Source organism: Kitasatospora sp. NPDC048239, assembly GCF_043202015.1.
In the GTDB taxonomy this organism is placed as follows: domain Bacteria; phylum Actinomycetota; class Actinomycetes; order Streptomycetales; family Streptomycetaceae; genus Kitasatospora.
This window is the reverse complement of sequence record NZ_JBICZP010000028.1, coordinates 38,919-54,187: the sequence shown is the minus strand read 5'-3', so window position 1 is coordinate 54,187 and position 15,269 is coordinate 38,919. Positions and strand designations below refer to the sequence as shown.

The following is a 15,269-nucleotide window of genomic DNA, read 5'->3' as shown; positions in this document are numbered from 1 at the left end:
CGCGTCGCCGCCGACCGGCACGTTGCCGACCATGATCTGCCGGGAGAAACGGCGCTTGGCGAGCGGCTTGAGCGGCAGGGACGGAATACCGAGCGCTACCGGCATGAGACCTTGCTCCTCACTTCGTTGTCGTCGACTGGTCGGGGGCGGTTCCCGGCCGTGCGCGGCCGGTGTGGAGCAGCTCGCCCAGGGTGTGGGCGATGCCCTGCCCCGAGAGCCCGCAGCGCGCCAGGATGTCGTCCCGAGCGCCGTGCTCCAGGAAGTCCTGCGGCAGCCCGAGGGTGCGGACGGGTGCCGCCGCTCCGGCATCGCCCATCGCCTGGGCGATGGCCTGTCCGGCGCCACCGGTGCGGCCGCCGTCCTCCACCGTGGCGACCAGCGTGTGGCGCAGACCGAGCTCGACCACGGCGGGCGGGACGGGTTTGACCCAGCGGGGGTCCACGACGGTGACCCCGACGCCGTGCCGGGCCAGCCGGTCGGCCGCGTCCAGGCACGCCCCGGCCATCGCGCCCACCGAGACGAGGAGGACGTCCGCTGTCGCGCCGCGGCGCAGGACGTCCACGCCGCCGACGGTCTCGACGGCCGGGACGTCCGGGCCGGTGCGGCCCTTGGGGAAGCGCAGGGCGGTGGGCCCGTCGTGCACGGCGACCGCCTCGCGCAGGGCCCGCCGCAGGGCGGCGGCGTCCCGCGGCGCGGCCACCCGCAGCCCGGGCACCAGCTGGAGCAGCGACAGGTCCCACATCCCGTGGTGGGAGGGGCCGTCGTCGCCGGTCACGCCCGCGCGGTCGAGGACGAAGGTCACCGGCGCCCGGTGCAGGGCGGTGTCGAGCAGGAGTTGGTCGAAGGCCCGGTTGAGGAAGGTCGCGTACACCGCGACCACCGGGTGCAGGCCGCCGAAGGCGAGGCCCGCCGCCGCCGTCGCCGCATGCTGCTCGGCGATGCCGACGTCGATGGTGCGGTCCGGGTATCGGCGGGCGAACTCGTTCAGTCCGGTCGGTTCGAGCATGGCCGCCGTGACGGCCACGAGGTCCGTCCGGGTCGCGCCGAGTTCGGCCAGTTCGCCGCCGAAGACCGACGTCCACGAGGGTGAGTCGTCCCCGTCCGGGCCGGGCTTCGCCCTGGCGCGGACGACGTGGAAGCGGTCCGCCTCGTCCTGCTCGGCCGGGGCGTGGCCACGGCCCTTCTCGGTGACGCAGTGGACCACGACGGGCCGGCCGAGGGCGGCCGCGCGGCGCAGTGCCGCTTCGGTCGCCGCGATGTCGTGCCCGTCGACCGGCCCCAGGTAGGCCAGCCCGAGCTGCTCGAACAGGGCCTGCGGGGCCTCGGGGCCGCGCAGGGCAGCGAGGTGGCCGGCCAGCGCACCGGCGGTGGGGGCGTAGGACCGGGCGTTGTCGTTGAGCACCACGATCACCGGCCGGTCCGGCGCCGCCGCGATGTTGTTGAGGGCCTCCCAGGCCATCCCGCCGGTCATCGCGCCGTCGCCGATCACCGCCACGACGCGGTCCGCGGCGCCGCTCAGGCGGTGCGCCCGGGCCAGCCCGTCCGCCCAGGAGAGCACGGTCGAGGCGTGCGAGTTCTCGATGACGTCGTGCGCGGACTCCTGCCGCGACGGATAGCCGGAGAGGCCGCCCGCCTGCCGGAGGGTGGCGAAGCCGCCGGCGCGGCCGGTGAGGATCTTGTGCACGTAGGCCTGGTGCCCGGTGTCCCAGAGGATCCGGTCGTTGGGGGAGTCGAAGACCCGGTGCAGCGCGATCGACAGCTCGACGACCCCCAGATTGGGCCCGAGGTGCCCACCGGTCCGGGTGACCGCCTCCACCATGAACGTCCGGATGTCCGCCGCCAGTCGGCAGGCCTGGTCGGGGGAGAGGGCCCGGACGCCGGCCGGTCCTCCGAGGTCCTCCAGGGGCGGTACGGCGTGCTCCTCGGCCGCCGGCCGCGAGCCGGCCGGGTGGGCGTGTGCGACGGTCGGCATCAGTGCACCTCGTCTGCCAGGGGAGTGCGCGGCACCCGGCCGGTGACCGGATCCGCCAGGCGCGCCGGGATGGAGAAGACGACATCCTCCACGGCGCCCTGCTGGACCTCGACCCCGCCGTAGCCGAGCTCGGCCAACCGGTCGACCAGCTCGCGGACCAGGATCTCCGGGGCGCTGGCCCCCGAGCTGATCCCGACGGTCGACACGCCCTCCAGCCACCGCTCGTCCAGGTGGGTGAGGTCCGGCACCAGGTGCGCGGCGCAGCCCCGTTCCCGGGCCACCTCCACCATCCGCAGCGAGTTGCTGGAGTTGTGGGACCCGACGACCAGGACCAGGTCCTGCCCGGCGGCCAGCTCCTTGACCGCGGTCTGCCGGTTCTGGCTGGCGTAGCAGATGTCGTCGTCGTGCGGGCCGACCAGGTCGGTGAACCGGTCGCGCAGCGCCTCGACCACACGGGCGGTCTCGTCGAACGACAGGGTGGTCTGGGTGAGGTAGGCCACCGGCGTGTCGTCGGCCAGGTCGAGCCGCTGCACGTCCTCGGCCGTCTCGACCACCAGGGTGCGTTCGGGGGCCTCGCCGAGGACCCCTTCGACCTCCTCGTGGCCCGCGTGGCCGACCAGCAGGATGATCCGGCCGTCGCGGACGAACCGGAGCGCCTCCTGGTGCACCTTGGCGACCAGCGGGCAGGTGGCGTCGATGACCTCCAGGCTGCGCCGCGCGGCGCCGGTCCGCACCGCGGGCGAGACCCCGTGCGCGGAGAACACGCAGATGGCACCCTCGGGCACCTCGTCCTCGCTGTCGACGAAGACCGCGCCCCGCTTCTCCAGTTCGGAGACGATGTGGTGGTTGTGGACGATCTCCTTGCGGACGTAGACCGGTGCACCGTGCAGGTCCAGGGCCCGCTCCACGATGCCGATGGCGCGGCGCACCCCGGCGCAGAAGCCTCGCGGCTGGGCCAGCACGACCCGTCCTTCGGTCTCGGCTCCGGCCGAGGCCGCCGAGCGTAATTGACGTACCATCAGAGTCCTTTTCACGCAGGGGACATGTTTGCCGTCGGGCAACCGGTGCCGGGGGAGCGGGTGGTCAGGGCAGCCGGTCGGCGCGGCCGGGCTCCGGGATTCCGGGGGCGCCGGAGGCGAGCTGGCTCCACAGCGCCATCTCGGCGGGCGAGAGCGGCAGATGGGGGATGAGGCGCTCCGGGTGGCCGGGCCCGGGGAGGGGCCGGGGGCGGGGGCCGCGCCCCGGCGGGTACGGCTCCCCCGCCGTCAGCCACTCGTACGGCGGGTTGAGGCCCCAGAACGCGCCGAAGGTCACCAGCCCCGGTTGCAGCCACCTCATGAATCTGATCGGCCAGCGGCCTTCGTGACGGTCCATCAGGATGCGAACCGCCCGGGGGTGGCGGCGTGCTGGTGCGCCAGGTAGGCGTACTGGCTCGGCATCCGGTCGGTCAGGGACTCCGCCTGCCGGCGCACCAGCTGGAACTCCCTGACCGCCGCGGTCTCGTCGAGCTTGGAGAGCACCGGCAGCGACCGGGTCGGCAGCCCGCCGAGTCCGAGGAGCATGGCGGAGTACGAGTAGGGCTCGAAGCCGTGGAAGTAGGGGTAGACCGAGTCCTGGTCGGGCAGCCGGGTGCGCCACTGCTCGATGCGCTCGGCGAGGCCGTCGGGCAGCGGTCGGCTCTTGGCGTCCCGCCAGTACTGGTTGTCGTTGCGGGCGGCGGCGTAGTAGTGGAGGACGAGGAACTCGCGGACGCCGTCCATCACCCGGCCGACCTGCCGGTTGTAGGCGTCGCGGAGCCGTTCGTCGTCCCGGCCGCCGGGGAGGTGCCGGACCAGCTGCTCGATGCCGTTCTGGATGAAGAAGATGCCGGTCGACTCCAGTGGCTCGACGAACCCGCTGGAGAGGCCGATCGCCACGCAGTTCCTCGCCCAGGACTGGGCGCTGCGCCCGATCCTCATCCGGATGTGGTTGGCGGTGAGGTCCTCCGCCGCCGGGCCGACGAACTCCCGCAGGGTGCGTTCGGCCTCCTCCGGCGAGCAGTAGTCGCTGGCGTAGACGTACCCGGTGCCCAGACGGTCGAGCAGCGGGATCGTCCAGATCCATCCGGCGTCCTGGGCGGTGGCCGTGGTGCACGGGCGCATGCCCCGGGCCGCCACGTCGACCGGTACCCGCAGGGCCACCGCGCTGTCGTTCGGAAGGGTGTCCTGGTACGAGACGAACGGCACGCCCAGCGCCTGGTTCAGCAGCAGGCCGCGGAACCCGGTGCAGTCGACGAACAGGTCGCCGGCCAGCTCGCCGTTCTCCTTGGTGAGGACGTCGCGGATGTTGCCGTCCTCGTCGAGGCGTACGTCGAGCACGTCGTCGCGGACGTGCCGGACCCCGCGCTTCGCACCGAACTCGGCCAGGAACCGGGCCAGCAGGGTGGCGTCGAAGTGGTAGGCGTACGGGAACTGGGTGGCCTGTCCGGGCGGTGCCGCGCGGCGGGGATCGGCCTGGCCCGCCGCGAAGTCCTGCTCGAACATCGTTCCGTCGAGGTGGCGGGGGGAGCTCTTGGCGTCGCACAGCGCGGCCAGCACGGAGGCGTCGTGGTCGAAGCGGTCGCTCGGGCGCAGGTGCAGCCACCAGTCGGCGAGCGAGTAGCCCTCCACGACCCGCGGCCGCTCGAACGGGTGGTAGAAGTAGTGCCCCTTGGCCCGCCAGTCCTCGAAGCGGATGGCGAGCTTGTAGGAGGCGTGGCACTGCGGCATCCACTCGTGCTCGGCCAGCCCCAGGAACTGGAAGAAGTGCCGGACGGTGCTGAAGGTGGCCTCGCCCACGCCGATCGTCGAGACGTTCTTCGACTCGACGAGCGTCACCTCGATCCGGTCGCCGAGCGCCGCCTTGAGGTACGTGGCGGTCATCCACCCCGCGGTACCGCCACCGACGATTACCACACTGGAGATCATTGGTCCTCACCCTGGTTTTCTGTGGACGATGGGAAGGTTCAGCCCGTGCTGCCCGCGAACTCGGCGGCGTGCACCTGCCCCCGGTGGCTGCGCAGTTCGGGGAACGGAAGGACGATCCGGCGGATCAGGTAGTCGATGCCGCTGGTGCCGCCGGTGCCCTGCTCACCGCCGACCATCCTCGACATCAGGCCGAGGTGCGCGACCTTCCAGCGCCACAGCCCGTCGCCGACGTCGAGCAGCGCCTCGGCGACCCGGTGTAGTCCGCCGGCCTCGGGCCCCAGTCGGCACACCTGCGCCACCGAGAGGCCGGAGCGTGCCGCGGCGGCCGTGAACGCCTCGTACAGCGCCCCCGCCCGCCGGTCGGTGCCGACCAGCCGGGCGAGCCCGGCGAACTGCTCGGACTGGGCCCCGCTCGCGGTGCCGAGGAAGGGCCGGAACTCGACGAAGTGCCGCAGCGGCAGGCGTTCCAGCACCAGGACCTGCTCGTGCAGCACCCGGAGCAGGTCGCCGGCCCGCCGCAGCAGCTCCGCGCCCAGTTCGAGGTCCGCTGCACCGGACCCGGACGCGAGCGTGTCGACCACCGCGTCGAGGTCGGCGATCAGCTGCTTGAGCCACAGCTCGCAGGACTGGTGCGCCACGATGAAGAAGTGCTCGGCCAGTACCACCGCGCGGTCGGCCGTGCCCGAGGTCCGTGGCTGCTGGAGCGAGAGCAGGGTGTTCACCTGCAGGTAGTCCGCATAGGTCAGATCGGTCATGAGTCACTCCAGGTGCGGTACTCGGTCGATGACACTGCGTCGGCTCAGGCGGTGCCGGTGAGTACCTGGCGCAGCAGGCGGACGAAGGGCTCGGGCTCGCCCTGGAAGCCCGTGTGGTCCCCGGGGAAGTCGACGAGCGCGGTGCCGAGCTCCCCGGCGAGGGCGGCCGCGGCACGGTGGGACAGCTGCCCCTTGGAGTCGGTGCCGCCCGCCACCACGACGGGGGCGGCCGCGGCCCGCAGCGCGGCCAGGTCGGGGCGGTAGCAGGCGGTGGGGCGCAGGATGTGCAGGAAGAACCGGTCGAGGATGGCCCGGACGTCGTCCGGCGGGGTGAACGACTCCAGGTCGGTCACCTCGTGCCGCCCGCCGCCGGGGGGCCGGGAGAAGCGCTCGACCCCGGTCAGGGCGGCGTACTTCTTCAGCGCCTCGTTGCGGCCCGTGCCGGCGTAGGTGTCGCACACCTCCTCCAGCGCGGCGCGCAACTGCTCGCCGTCCGGGAGCAGTTCGACCAGCGGTGCTTCGTGGGCGACCACCGCCCGGACCCGCCGGGGGTACCGGGTGAGCAGCGCGAGCGCGATGGAGGCCCCGCCGCTGCTGCCGAAGACATAGGCCGGCTCGTCGCCGAGCGCGGCCAGCAGGTGGCCGACGTCGTCCGTCAGCAGGTCGAGCGTCACCTCCGCGTCCTGGTCGTCGACGGTGCTGCGCAGGATGCCGCGCGGGTCGTAGGTGACGACGGTGAAGTGCTCGGCGAGCAGCGGCGTGATGGTCGCGAAGCCCCTGCTGCCCATGGGGGCGCCGACCAGCAGGAGCAGCGGGCCGGTTCCGCTGGTCTCGTAGCACAGCCGCGCGCCCGGCAGGTCCAGCAGGTGGCTGGTCGGGTCGGTGGTCGTCGCCATGTCCGGTTCGTCCTTTCGATCGGTTCGCACGGCGGTGCCGCGCGGTGGAGGGCCGGTGACCGGGCCCGGCTCAGGCCCAGTCCAGGCCCGGGCCCGGCTCAGGCCCAGTCCAGGCCCGGGCCCGGCTCAGGCCCAGTTCAGGTCGAGCGGCAGGTGCTTGGGGCCGAAGATCCCCCGGGCGTCGTGGAACTCGACGCCGGGCGCGGCCGAGAACCCGCTCCAGCGGTCGAGCATCAGCTCCAGGGCGATGCGGGTCTCCAGCCGGGCCAGCGGCGCCCCGATGCAGAAGTGGATCCCGTGTCCGAAGCTCAGGTGGGGGTTGGGCTTGCGGCGGAAGTCGAAGCGGTCCGGGTCGGGGAACACCTGCTCGTCGCGGTTGGCCGAGGACAGCCAGGTGACGATGATCTCGCCCGCCGCGATGGTGCGGCCGCCGATCTCGACCTCCCGGGTGGTGCGGCGCGTCATCGGGGCCAGCGGTGCCCGGTAGCGGAGCACCTCCTCGATCGCGGTGGGCAGGAGGCCGCGGTCGGCGCGCAGGGCCGCGACGGCCTCGGGGTGCTCGCTCAGGCAGAGCACGGAGTTGCCGAGCAGGACGGTCGTGGTGATGTGGCCGGCGAGCAGGAGCAGGCTGACGAAGCCGACCATCTCCTCGTCCGCCAGGCGCTGTCCGTCCACCTCCGCGGCCGCGAGCGCGCTGATCAGGTCGTCCTTCGGCCGGGCCCGCCGGGAGCGGATGTGCTCCAGGCAGTACGGGTTCATCTCGCGCATGACCGCCGCCATGGACTGGACCCGGGCCTCGTTGGGGATGAGGCCGCCGGTCTGCCCCTTCGGCGACACCAGGTCCTCGGCCCACCGGCGGAAGGTCGCGCGGTCCTCGGCGGGGATGCCCAGCAGCTCGGTGATGACGATGACCGGCAGCGGGTAGGCGAGGTCCGAGACCACCTCGATCCGGTCCGAGCCCTTGACCGCGTCCAGCAGCTCCCCGGTGATGGCGGTGATACGGGGCTGGAGCCGGGCCACCACCCGCGGGGTGAACGCCTTGCTCACCAGGGTGCGCAGCTTGCGGTGGTCGGGCGGGTCCTTCCGGATGAGGTTGCCCCGGGAGAAGAGGTCGACGTCCTCCTGGGAGGGGGTGATATCGCTGAAGTCGGAGGAGAAGACGGTCGAGTCGGCCAGGATCTGCTCGGCCTCGGCGTAGCGGAAGACGTGCCAGACGCCGGCCTGCTCGTCGTGGCTGACGGGCTCCTGCGCCCTCATCCGTCGGAACCAGGCCAGGGTCGCCTCGGCATCGCCGGACTGGTCGGCCAGTCCGAGGCCGGGCTCGGTTGCGGTCATCGCGGGGTCCCCCTCGGGTCGGTCAGGTTCGGTCGGCACTCGGTGCGGTCGGCGGCCCGGACCGGAGCAGCCGGGGCCGGGGCCAGGCCGGGGCCAGGTCGGGCCGGGGTCACGTCCGGGTCAGGGCCCGGGCGGCTCGGCGGGTCCGGCCGGCCAGGCCGAGAACCGCCTCATCCCGTAGAGCAGCGGTACGTCCGGTCGGAGCTCCAGGCCAGCCACCTCGCCGAGCACGACGGTGTGGTCGCCGACGGGGTGCAGCCCGGTGACGGCGCACTCCGCGACGGCGAGGGCGTCCTCGTGCAACCACGGCAGCCCCGCCGTCCCGGTCGGCCGCCAGCGGACCTGCGCGAAGCGGTCCGCCACGGGGGAGGAGAACACCTCCGCGGCGGCGCGGGCCCGCGCGTTCAGCAGGTTGACCGCGAACCACCTCCGGGTCCGGATCACCTCCAGGGTGCTGCCGCCGGTCTTCAGGCAGACGAGCAGGGTCGGCGGGTCGAGGGCGACGCTGCTGAGCGAGGAGCAGGTGACGCCCCGGGGCGAGCCGTCCAGGCCGGTGCCCGTCACGACCGCCACCCCGGTGGGGAAGGAGCTCATCAGCGACCGGAACGCGTCCGCGCCGACCGGGTGGTGCTCGCCGTGCAGTGGTCCGGGACGGGCGGCAGCGGTGCGAGTGGCTTCCACGGGAGATCCTCTGCTGGTGTCTGGCGGGTGTCGGGCCCGTCGGGGCGGCGGCCGTCGGCCGCTCCCGGCCCGGGCCACCCGGACGTCATGGCCGTGCGGCGCCGTCCGGCTGTTCCGCGGTCACGGATCCGGCGAGGGACAGCAGCGAACTGAAGGCGGAGGGGGGATGCTCCGGGTCCCATTCGACGCGGAACTCGCCTTCCATCCGGTCGAGCAGGATCGTCAGCGTCAGCGAGTCGACGCCGAGTGCCAGGAGCGAGGCCCCGCGGTCGATCGGCTCGCCCTCCACGTGGTCGTCCCAGACATCCGCCAGGAGTTCCTCCAGGCGGGCGAGGACGCGTTCCGAGCCGGCGTTTCCCATTTCCTCAGTCCTTCCGTCCGGGCCGGGCGGTCCCGGCCGTCGTCCCGGCCGCCGTGGCGCGCAGTGCGCGCCGGTCGATCTTTCCGGCGGCATTGCGCGGCAGCGCCGAAACGGTCCGGAATTCCGCCGGGCGCTTGTACCGGCTCAGGTGCCGGCGAGCCAGGTCCCTTAGCGAGTCCGGAAGTTCGGCGTCCTGTCGGGCTGTCACCACATAGGCGACGGGGGATTCCCCCCATTCGGCATCGGGTATTGCGACCACGCATACTTCGTTGACGTCCGGGTGGCGGAGAATCACCTGTTCGACCTCGGCGGGGTAGACTTTCTGGCCGCCCCGGACGATGACGTCCTTCACCCGCCCGGTGAGGTGGATATAGCCCTGTTCGTCGACCGTGCCGAGGTCCCCGGTGCGCACCCAGCCGTCGCGCAGGACTTCGGCGGTGGCCTCGGGGTCCTTCCAGTACGCACGCATCACGGCGGGGCTGCGCACCCACAGCTCGCCGATCCGCCCGGTGGGGGAGGGGTGTTCCTCGTCGTCCAGGCTGCGGAACACCGTGCCCATGGTCGCCCGGCCGATGGAGGCGGCGCGGCCGCGGGCCTCCCCCGGCGTGTAGTCGTGGTCGGCGGGCGGGAGGGTCACCACCGGGCCGCCCGCCTCGGTCAGGCCGTACAGCTGGCGGAACCCGCAGCCGAACGCCGCGTGCGCCTCCAGGAGCAGCGGGCGCGGCATCGGTGCCGCGCCGTAGACGATCTCCCGGAGGCCGGACGGCACGGCCGACGCGAGCCCGCGGGCCTTCAGCAGGTAGCGGAGCATGTCCGGCACCACGAACAGGTGGGTCACCTGGTGGCGGCGGATCGTGGCGAGGCACTCCTGCGGGCTGAACATCCGCATGAGCGAGACGGTCGCCCCGGCGGCCAGGTAGATGAGGGGGATCACCATCGCCCCGTGGGACAGCGGCCCGCAGTGTAGGAAGACCTGGTCCGGGTCGGGCCGGACGTCGGCCTGGTAGCCGAGGGCCACGGACCGCAGGGAGCGGTGGTCGATGCAGACGCCCTTGGGGTCGCCGGTGGTGGCGGAGGTCTGCAGGATGAACGCCGGCTCGTCGTCGGGGACGTCGCCGCCCGGCAGTCGGGCGGGGGCGCTGGTGACGGCCCGCCGGTACTCCTCGGTGTCGTAGTACAGGACGGGGAGGCCGGCGGCGGGGTCGGCGGTTCCCGGCAGGCCCGCCTCGCCGACGACCGCCGAGACCTCGTACCGCAGGACGGCGGCGGCCACCTCCTCGGCCACGGCGGTGTAGTGGAGGGGGACGGCGGCCGCACCGATCTTGCCCAGGGCGAAGTAGGTCTCGAACACCTCCAGGCGGTTGTGCGAGACCACCGCGACCCGGTGGCCGCGTTCGACGCCCAGTGCCAGGAGGGCCCCGGCCAGGCGGTCGGTCCGGCGGTCCAGCTCCGCGTAGGTGATGTGCCGGTCGCCGTCGCGGACGGCGATCCGCTCGCCGTGGCGCTGCCGGCCTCGCTCCAGAAGCAGAGCCATCCAGGACATCGGCGGACCTCCCCTGTCTCGGCCTTCGTGTCTGTGATCAGCAACAGGCACACTGCCGGGGCGGGTCCGGGGCCAACAACCCCCACTTTGCTGGGGTACCCGTCCGAAGGGTCGTCTGTTAATGTGCGGGCCCCCTTGGGCCAGCCCGTCACAGGTATCCGGACGGAATGGGCGAAAGGGGCGAGTCGCCGATGCGTGCGTATCCGGACGAACCGCGGGCGGATTGTAGCGCATTTCTCGGCGGCCGCATATCCCCGAAAATGAGGGTTGTTGCGGCAGGGGTCGCGGGGCAGTGTTGCCATTGATACGCAAGCGATACAAGCGAAAGAAATCCGGGCCGACCGGATCTTCGGTTCCGGGGCGCGGTGTCGCGACCGACGAGCTCTAGCCACGGGGGTCTGAAATGGCGTTTGACATCACCTTACAGGTCTTTTCCTGTATTTCCGTGGTCGAGGCCGGTGCCCCCGTGGAGTTCCCGGGGCCGAACCATCACCGGCTTTCGGCCATTTCCCTCTGACAGACATCCATCGATATTCCCTGTCTGCCCGTGCCGCGCGGCGCACCCTGCCGCGGGCTGCTTCGGCGCGCGCTCCGCAGCGAGCGTGCGCAGATCGGAATTCATCCTGTGGATCACGTCGCCGACTACCCCAGTGCAGCCGACCACGCGGGTGAGGTCCCGCCCGAACTCGACCGGTTACGCTGCGCGGAACCCGTCTCCCGCGTCCGCCTGCCGGACGGGAGGACCGCCTGGCTGGTGACCCGCCACGACGACGTGCGCACGGTGCTCTCCGGTGCGGGGTTCACCCGGGACCTGGCCTCGGCCGGAGCCGCGGCACCGGCCGCCGCCGCCGGGGCGGCGATGCGCACGGTGAACATGGACGGCCGTCCGCACCTCGAACTCCGCGGCCTGGTCTCCCGGGCGTTCGCCGTCCGACAGATCGACGGAATGCGCGGGCGCGTCGAGGAGTTGACGGAGAGTCTGCTCGACGGCCTGGAGAAGGAGGGGCCGCCCGCGGACCTGGTGCGCCACGTCGCCGCGCCGCTGCCGGCCGTCCTCATCTGCGAGCTGCTGGGATTCCCGACCGGCGACCACGACACGCTCGGCCGCCTGTGCGACCGGATCACCACGGTGGGCGCCGGCGGGCTCGACCAGGCGGCCTGGCGGGATCTCAGCACCCACGTGACCCGGACGGTGGAGGAGAAGCGCGCGGCCCTCCGGCAGGGCGGCCGCGCGGACGCCGACGTGCTGAGCTCCCTGGTCCACGCCCACGACGAGGAGGGCCGGCTCGGCTACCAGGAGCTCGTCTCGCTGGCGATCGTGATCCTCGCGGGCGGCCTGGAGACGACGCAGACCGCGATCAGCGCCGGACTGCTCCGACTCCTGCGCCACGGAGACCAGTTGGCGGCGCTGCGGGAGAACCCCGCCCTCCTGGACGGCGCGGTCGAGGAGATCCTGCGCCACCAGCCGGTCATCGACCTCAACCGCGTCCAGGTGGCGACCGAGGACGTCCTGCTGAGCGGGCAAACGGTGCGCGCGGGCGAGCTGGTCCAGGTCTCCGTCAACGCCGCCAACCGTGACGAGGCCGTCTTCCCCGACGCCGCGCGGTTCGACATCGCGCGGCAGCCGAACCCGCATCTCGCGTTCGGGCACGGCGCCCACCACTGCCTCGGGGCCGCGCTCGCGCGGCTCGAACTGACGACGGTGTTCTCGGCGATCCTCCGGCGCTTTCCGGACCTGCGCCTGGCGGTGCCGGCCGAGAGCCTGCGCTGGCGCGGCGGCCACGTCACCCTGGGCCTGCAGGAGCTGCCCGTCGCCTGGTGAGGACCGCCCGGTTCCCGGATGAGGTCCGCACCACCCCGGTCGACCCGGCCAGGAAGGTTCACTGCGCATGCTCATATGTCGATATATCGATCATGCGGCCGATCGCGGCCGCCCCGGATACGGACGGCTGGAGCAGGGCCCCGGCGGCCACACCGTCGTCCCCGTCACGTACGACCGGACGGCCGGCCGCTGGGTGGACGGCGCCGGTCGGGCGCGCCCGCTCGACGAGGTCACCGTCCTGCCCCCGGCCGAGCCGAGCAAGATCGCCTGCGTCGCGCTCAACCGCGCCTCGGACGGCCACGTGCCGTCCGCCGGCCGGCGTCCCACCGGCGCCGCCTCCTGCGCCGTCGTCCTCAAACCGCCGTCCTCGCTGGCCGCCCACGGTGCGACGGTGCACCACCCGGGCGCAGCCTGGGAGTTGAAGTACGAGGCCGAGCTGGCCGTCGTGATCGGCGTGCGCTGCACCCGGGTGCCACCGGACGATGCCGCCCGGGTCGTGGCCGGGTACACCTGCGCCAACGACCTCACGGCGTACGCGAAACCGCCCGCGGACGGCTCCGGGGGGCCCGCCCCGACGGGCCACCCGCCGGTCTGGGCCAAGCACTTCGACGGCTTCACGCCGCTCGGCCCCTGGCTCGCCACGGACCTCGACCCGGAGGACGCCGAGATCACCTGCACCGTCGACGGGGAGACCGTGCAGCGCGCCCGCACCAGCGGCCTCCTCACCCCGGTGCGGGAGGTGATCGCCGCGGTCAGCGAGCACATGACGCTGCTGCCCGGCGACGTGATCCTCACCGGGACGCCCGCGGGCTCGGGCCCGCTGCCCGTCGGCAGCAGGGTCGAGGTCGCGATCAAGGACATCGGCACCCTCACCACGACCGTCGGCATTCCGCAAGAAGGGCAGTACGAGAGATGACGATCGTCAACAACGTGACGCGCGAAGCCGAACTGTCGGGCCTCGCCTCGTTCCTGGCCGGCGGTGACGCGCTGCAGCGCGACCTGCTCGACATCTGGGGCGGACGCCGCGACCAGCTCGGCAGGATCGCGGAGTACGCGCTGGTCCCGGCCGGAAAGCTGCTGCGCCCGCTCCTGGTGCTCGAATCGGCCCGGTGCGTCGGCGGCAACCCGGAAGGCCTGGCCGAACTGGCCCTCGCCATCGAGTACCTGCACGTCGCCACCCTGATCCACGACGACATCATCGACGAGGACGACGTGCGCCGCGGTCGCCCCTCCGTCAAGGCGGCCTTCGGCGTACCCGCCGCCATCGTCGCCGGGGACGGCCTGATCCTGGAGACCTTCGCCGCCCTGACGGGCTCCCGGCCCGCCGGCGTCTCGGACGCCGACATCGTGGCCGTGACCTCGGTCATGGCCGCGGCCGGGGTGGGCCTGTGCCGCGGCCAGCTGCTGGAGTCCGAGTTCGTCGGCGACCTGGAATGCACCGCGGACCAGTATCTGACGATGGCTCAGCTGAAGACCGGCGTGCTCTTCGAGTCGGCCTGCCGGATCGGGGCCATCCTCGGCACCGACCGGCAGGACTGGATCGACGACCTGGGCACGTTCGGCATGAACCTGGGCACCGCCTTCCAGATCCGGGACGACCTGCTCGCCTTCGACGACACCGCCGCGTTCATCGGCAAGCCCCGGGAGAGCGACCTGCAGAACCGCCGGCCGACCCTGCCGGTCCTGCTGGCCTACCAGCGGGCCACCGACGGCGAGCGCAAGCAGCTGGAGCAGGCGTTCCACGGGGAGTTCCCCGTCGACGAGTCCTTCGCCCTGCTCCGGACGATCGTCGAGACCACCGGCGGCCGGGAGGCGGCCGCCCAGGTCGCCACGGACCTGATCACCGACGCGCAGCGCCGCCTCGCCAACCTTCCGGCGGGCGGGAGCACCGACGTGCTCGCGGAGATCGCGGGTTACGCGTCCCGGCGCGCGTTCTGAGATGGGCGCCACCCGGCTCGTCCGCACGCTGGACGCGCACCTGCGCACCTGGCGCCCCTACACGATCTGGTACCCCGGCCTGGTCGGGCTCGCCGGCGCGACCCTGGCCGCCGACCCGCACGCCGACGCCCGACTGCTCGCCGCCTGGTTCGTGCCCACCGCCATCTGGACGGCCGCCCACTACCTCGGCGACTACCTCGACCGGGACCTCGACGCCATCAGCAAGCCGCAGCGGCCCATCCCGTCGGGCCGGCTGCGGCCCGGGGCGGCGCTCGTCTGCGGCGCCGCCCTGGCCGCCGCGGCCTGCGCCGCCGCGCTGGCCGTCAACTGGCGGACCGTCCTGCTGCTGGCGATCGGCATCGGCGGGGCACTCGCCTACAACGGCCTCTTCAAGGCGCGCGGGATCTGGGGCAACATCGTCCGCGGAGCCCTCACCGGCGCGGCCTTCGCCTTCGGCACGATGATGGCCGTCCCGCTCCCGCCCGCCGAACTGCTGCCGTTCGTCGTGGTGTTCTGGGCGCACGACGCCGCCTCGAACCTCGTCGGCACGCTGCGCGACGTCGCCGGGGACCGCGAGGGCGGCTACGCCACCTTCGCCGTGCGCAGAGGACTTCGGACGGCCGGGCGGACGGCCGCCGCCCTCTACGGCCTGGCCGTCGCGACCGCGGCGGCGGGGGCGGCGCTGGTGCCGCGCGACCGCGCGGCCTACCTCCTCGTGGTGCTCCTGGCCGCGCTGATCGGCTGCGGGGCCTTCCGGGTGGTCCTCGCCCCCGGCCGCACCCTCACCCAGCACGCGGCCCTGCGCGCGCACGAGGTGCTGGTCGCGGAGCGGCTCGTCCTTGCGGACGCCCTGCTGGTCCCCGGCCTCGGGCTGCCCGCGGCGATCGGGATCCTCCTCCCGGTGCTCGTCCTCACCATCACCATCCAGCGCGCGATGCGCTCCGGGCACGAGTTCGTTCCGGAGGACCGCGCGCAACCCGCCCACTGAACCGAGCCGACCCCTGACGAGGGAGCAAGGAGA

Annotated in this window: 14 protein-coding genes; 4 read left to right on the top strand and 10 right to left on the bottom strand. The window is 73.0% G+C overall.

Features of this window, described 5'->3' with window-relative positions; genetic code table 11:
* Positions 1-118: 118 nt before the first annotated feature.
* From ACGFZP_RS38235 to ACGFZP_RS38190, 10 genes are all read right to left on the bottom strand, one after another.
* Positions 119-1,972 carry a 1-deoxy-D-xylulose-5-phosphate synthase gene (locus ACGFZP_RS38235; RefSeq protein WP_392941715.1) on the bottom strand — a complete coding sequence of 618 codons (1,854 nt, stop codon included), beginning with the start codon at positions 1,970-1,972 and terminating at the stop codon, positions 119-121.
* Positions 1,972-2,991 (bottom strand): 4-hydroxy-3-methylbut-2-enyl diphosphate reductase, encoded by a 1,020-nt coding sequence (locus ACGFZP_RS38230; protein ID WP_392941712.1) that lies wholly within the window; start codon positions 2,989-2,991, stop codon positions 1,972-1,974. The genes ACGFZP_RS38235 and ACGFZP_RS38230 overlap by 1 nt, the downstream gene beginning before the upstream one ends.
* Before the next feature lie 64 nt (positions 2,992-3,055).
* Positions 3,056-3,310, bottom strand: coding sequence for a DUF6059 family protein (locus tag ACGFZP_RS38225; protein WP_392941710.1), 255 nt, complete (start codon positions 3,308-3,310; stop codon positions 3,056-3,058).
* A 35-nt stretch (positions 3,311-3,345) separates the two neighbouring features.
* On the bottom strand, positions 3,346-4,917 hold the full coding sequence (locus ACGFZP_RS38220; RefSeq protein WP_392941707.1) for a tryptophan halogenase family protein: 1,572 nt from the start codon (positions 4,915-4,917) through the stop codon (positions 3,346-3,348).
* Between the two features lie 38 nt (positions 4,918-4,955).
* On the bottom strand, positions 4,956-5,672 hold the full coding sequence (locus ACGFZP_RS38215; RefSeq protein ID WP_392941705.1) for a tryptophan 2,3-dioxygenase family protein: 717 nt from the start codon (positions 5,670-5,672) through the stop codon (positions 4,956-4,958).
* Between the two features lie 44 nt (positions 5,673-5,716).
* On the bottom strand, positions 5,717-6,568 hold the full coding sequence (locus ACGFZP_RS38210; RefSeq protein ID WP_392941702.1) for an alpha/beta fold hydrolase: 852 nt from the start codon (positions 6,566-6,568) through the stop codon (positions 5,717-5,719).
* A 126-nt stretch (positions 6,569-6,694) separates the two neighbouring features.
* Positions 6,695-7,903: a cytochrome P450 gene (locus ACGFZP_RS38205; protein ID WP_392941700.1), complete on the bottom strand. Its 1,209-nt coding sequence runs from the start codon at positions 7,901-7,903 to the stop codon at positions 6,695-6,697.
* A gap of 120 nt (positions 7,904-8,023) precedes the next feature.
* Complete coding sequence (locus ACGFZP_RS38200; protein ID WP_392941698.1) at positions 8,024-8,584, bottom strand: flavin reductase family protein; 561 nt, start codon at positions 8,582-8,584, stop codon at positions 8,024-8,026.
* A gap of 85 nt (positions 8,585-8,669) precedes the next feature.
* Positions 8,670-8,945 carry an acyl carrier protein gene (locus ACGFZP_RS38195; RefSeq protein WP_392941695.1) on the bottom strand — a complete coding sequence of 92 codons (276 nt, stop codon included), beginning with the start codon at positions 8,943-8,945 and terminating at the stop codon, positions 8,670-8,672.
* A 4-nt stretch (positions 8,946-8,949) separates the two neighbouring features.
* Positions 8,950-10,488, bottom strand: a complete 1,539-nt coding sequence (locus ACGFZP_RS38190) for a class I adenylate-forming enzyme family protein (RefSeq protein WP_392941692.1) — start codon at positions 10,486-10,488, stop codon at positions 8,950-8,952.
* Between the two features lie 754 nt (positions 10,489-11,242).
* Between ACGFZP_RS38190 and ACGFZP_RS38185 the strand changes: the two genes are divergently transcribed.
* From ACGFZP_RS38185 to ACGFZP_RS38170, 4 genes are all read left to right on the top strand, one after another.
* On the top strand, positions 11,243-12,310 hold the full coding sequence (locus tag ACGFZP_RS38185) for a cytochrome P450 (protein WP_392941689.1): 1,068 nt from the start codon (positions 11,243-11,245) through the stop codon (positions 12,308-12,310).
* A 67-nt stretch (positions 12,311-12,377) separates the two neighbouring features.
* A complete protein-coding gene (locus tag ACGFZP_RS38180) occupies positions 12,378-13,226 on the top strand; it encodes a fumarylacetoacetate hydrolase family protein (protein WP_392941687.1) in 849 nt (282 codons plus the stop codon).
* Positions 13,223-14,248 (top strand): polyprenyl synthetase family protein, encoded by a 1,026-nt coding sequence (locus tag ACGFZP_RS38175; RefSeq protein ID WP_392941684.1) that lies wholly within the window; start codon positions 13,223-13,225, stop codon positions 14,246-14,248. Before ACGFZP_RS38180 ends, ACGFZP_RS38175 begins: the two co-directional genes overlap by 4 nt.
* Before the next feature lies 1 nt (position 14,249).
* On the top strand, positions 14,250-15,236 hold the full coding sequence (locus ACGFZP_RS38170; RefSeq protein WP_392941681.1) for a UbiA family prenyltransferase: 987 nt from the start codon (positions 14,250-14,252) through the stop codon (positions 15,234-15,236).
* The last annotated feature ends 33 nt before the right edge of the window (positions 15,237-15,269 follow it).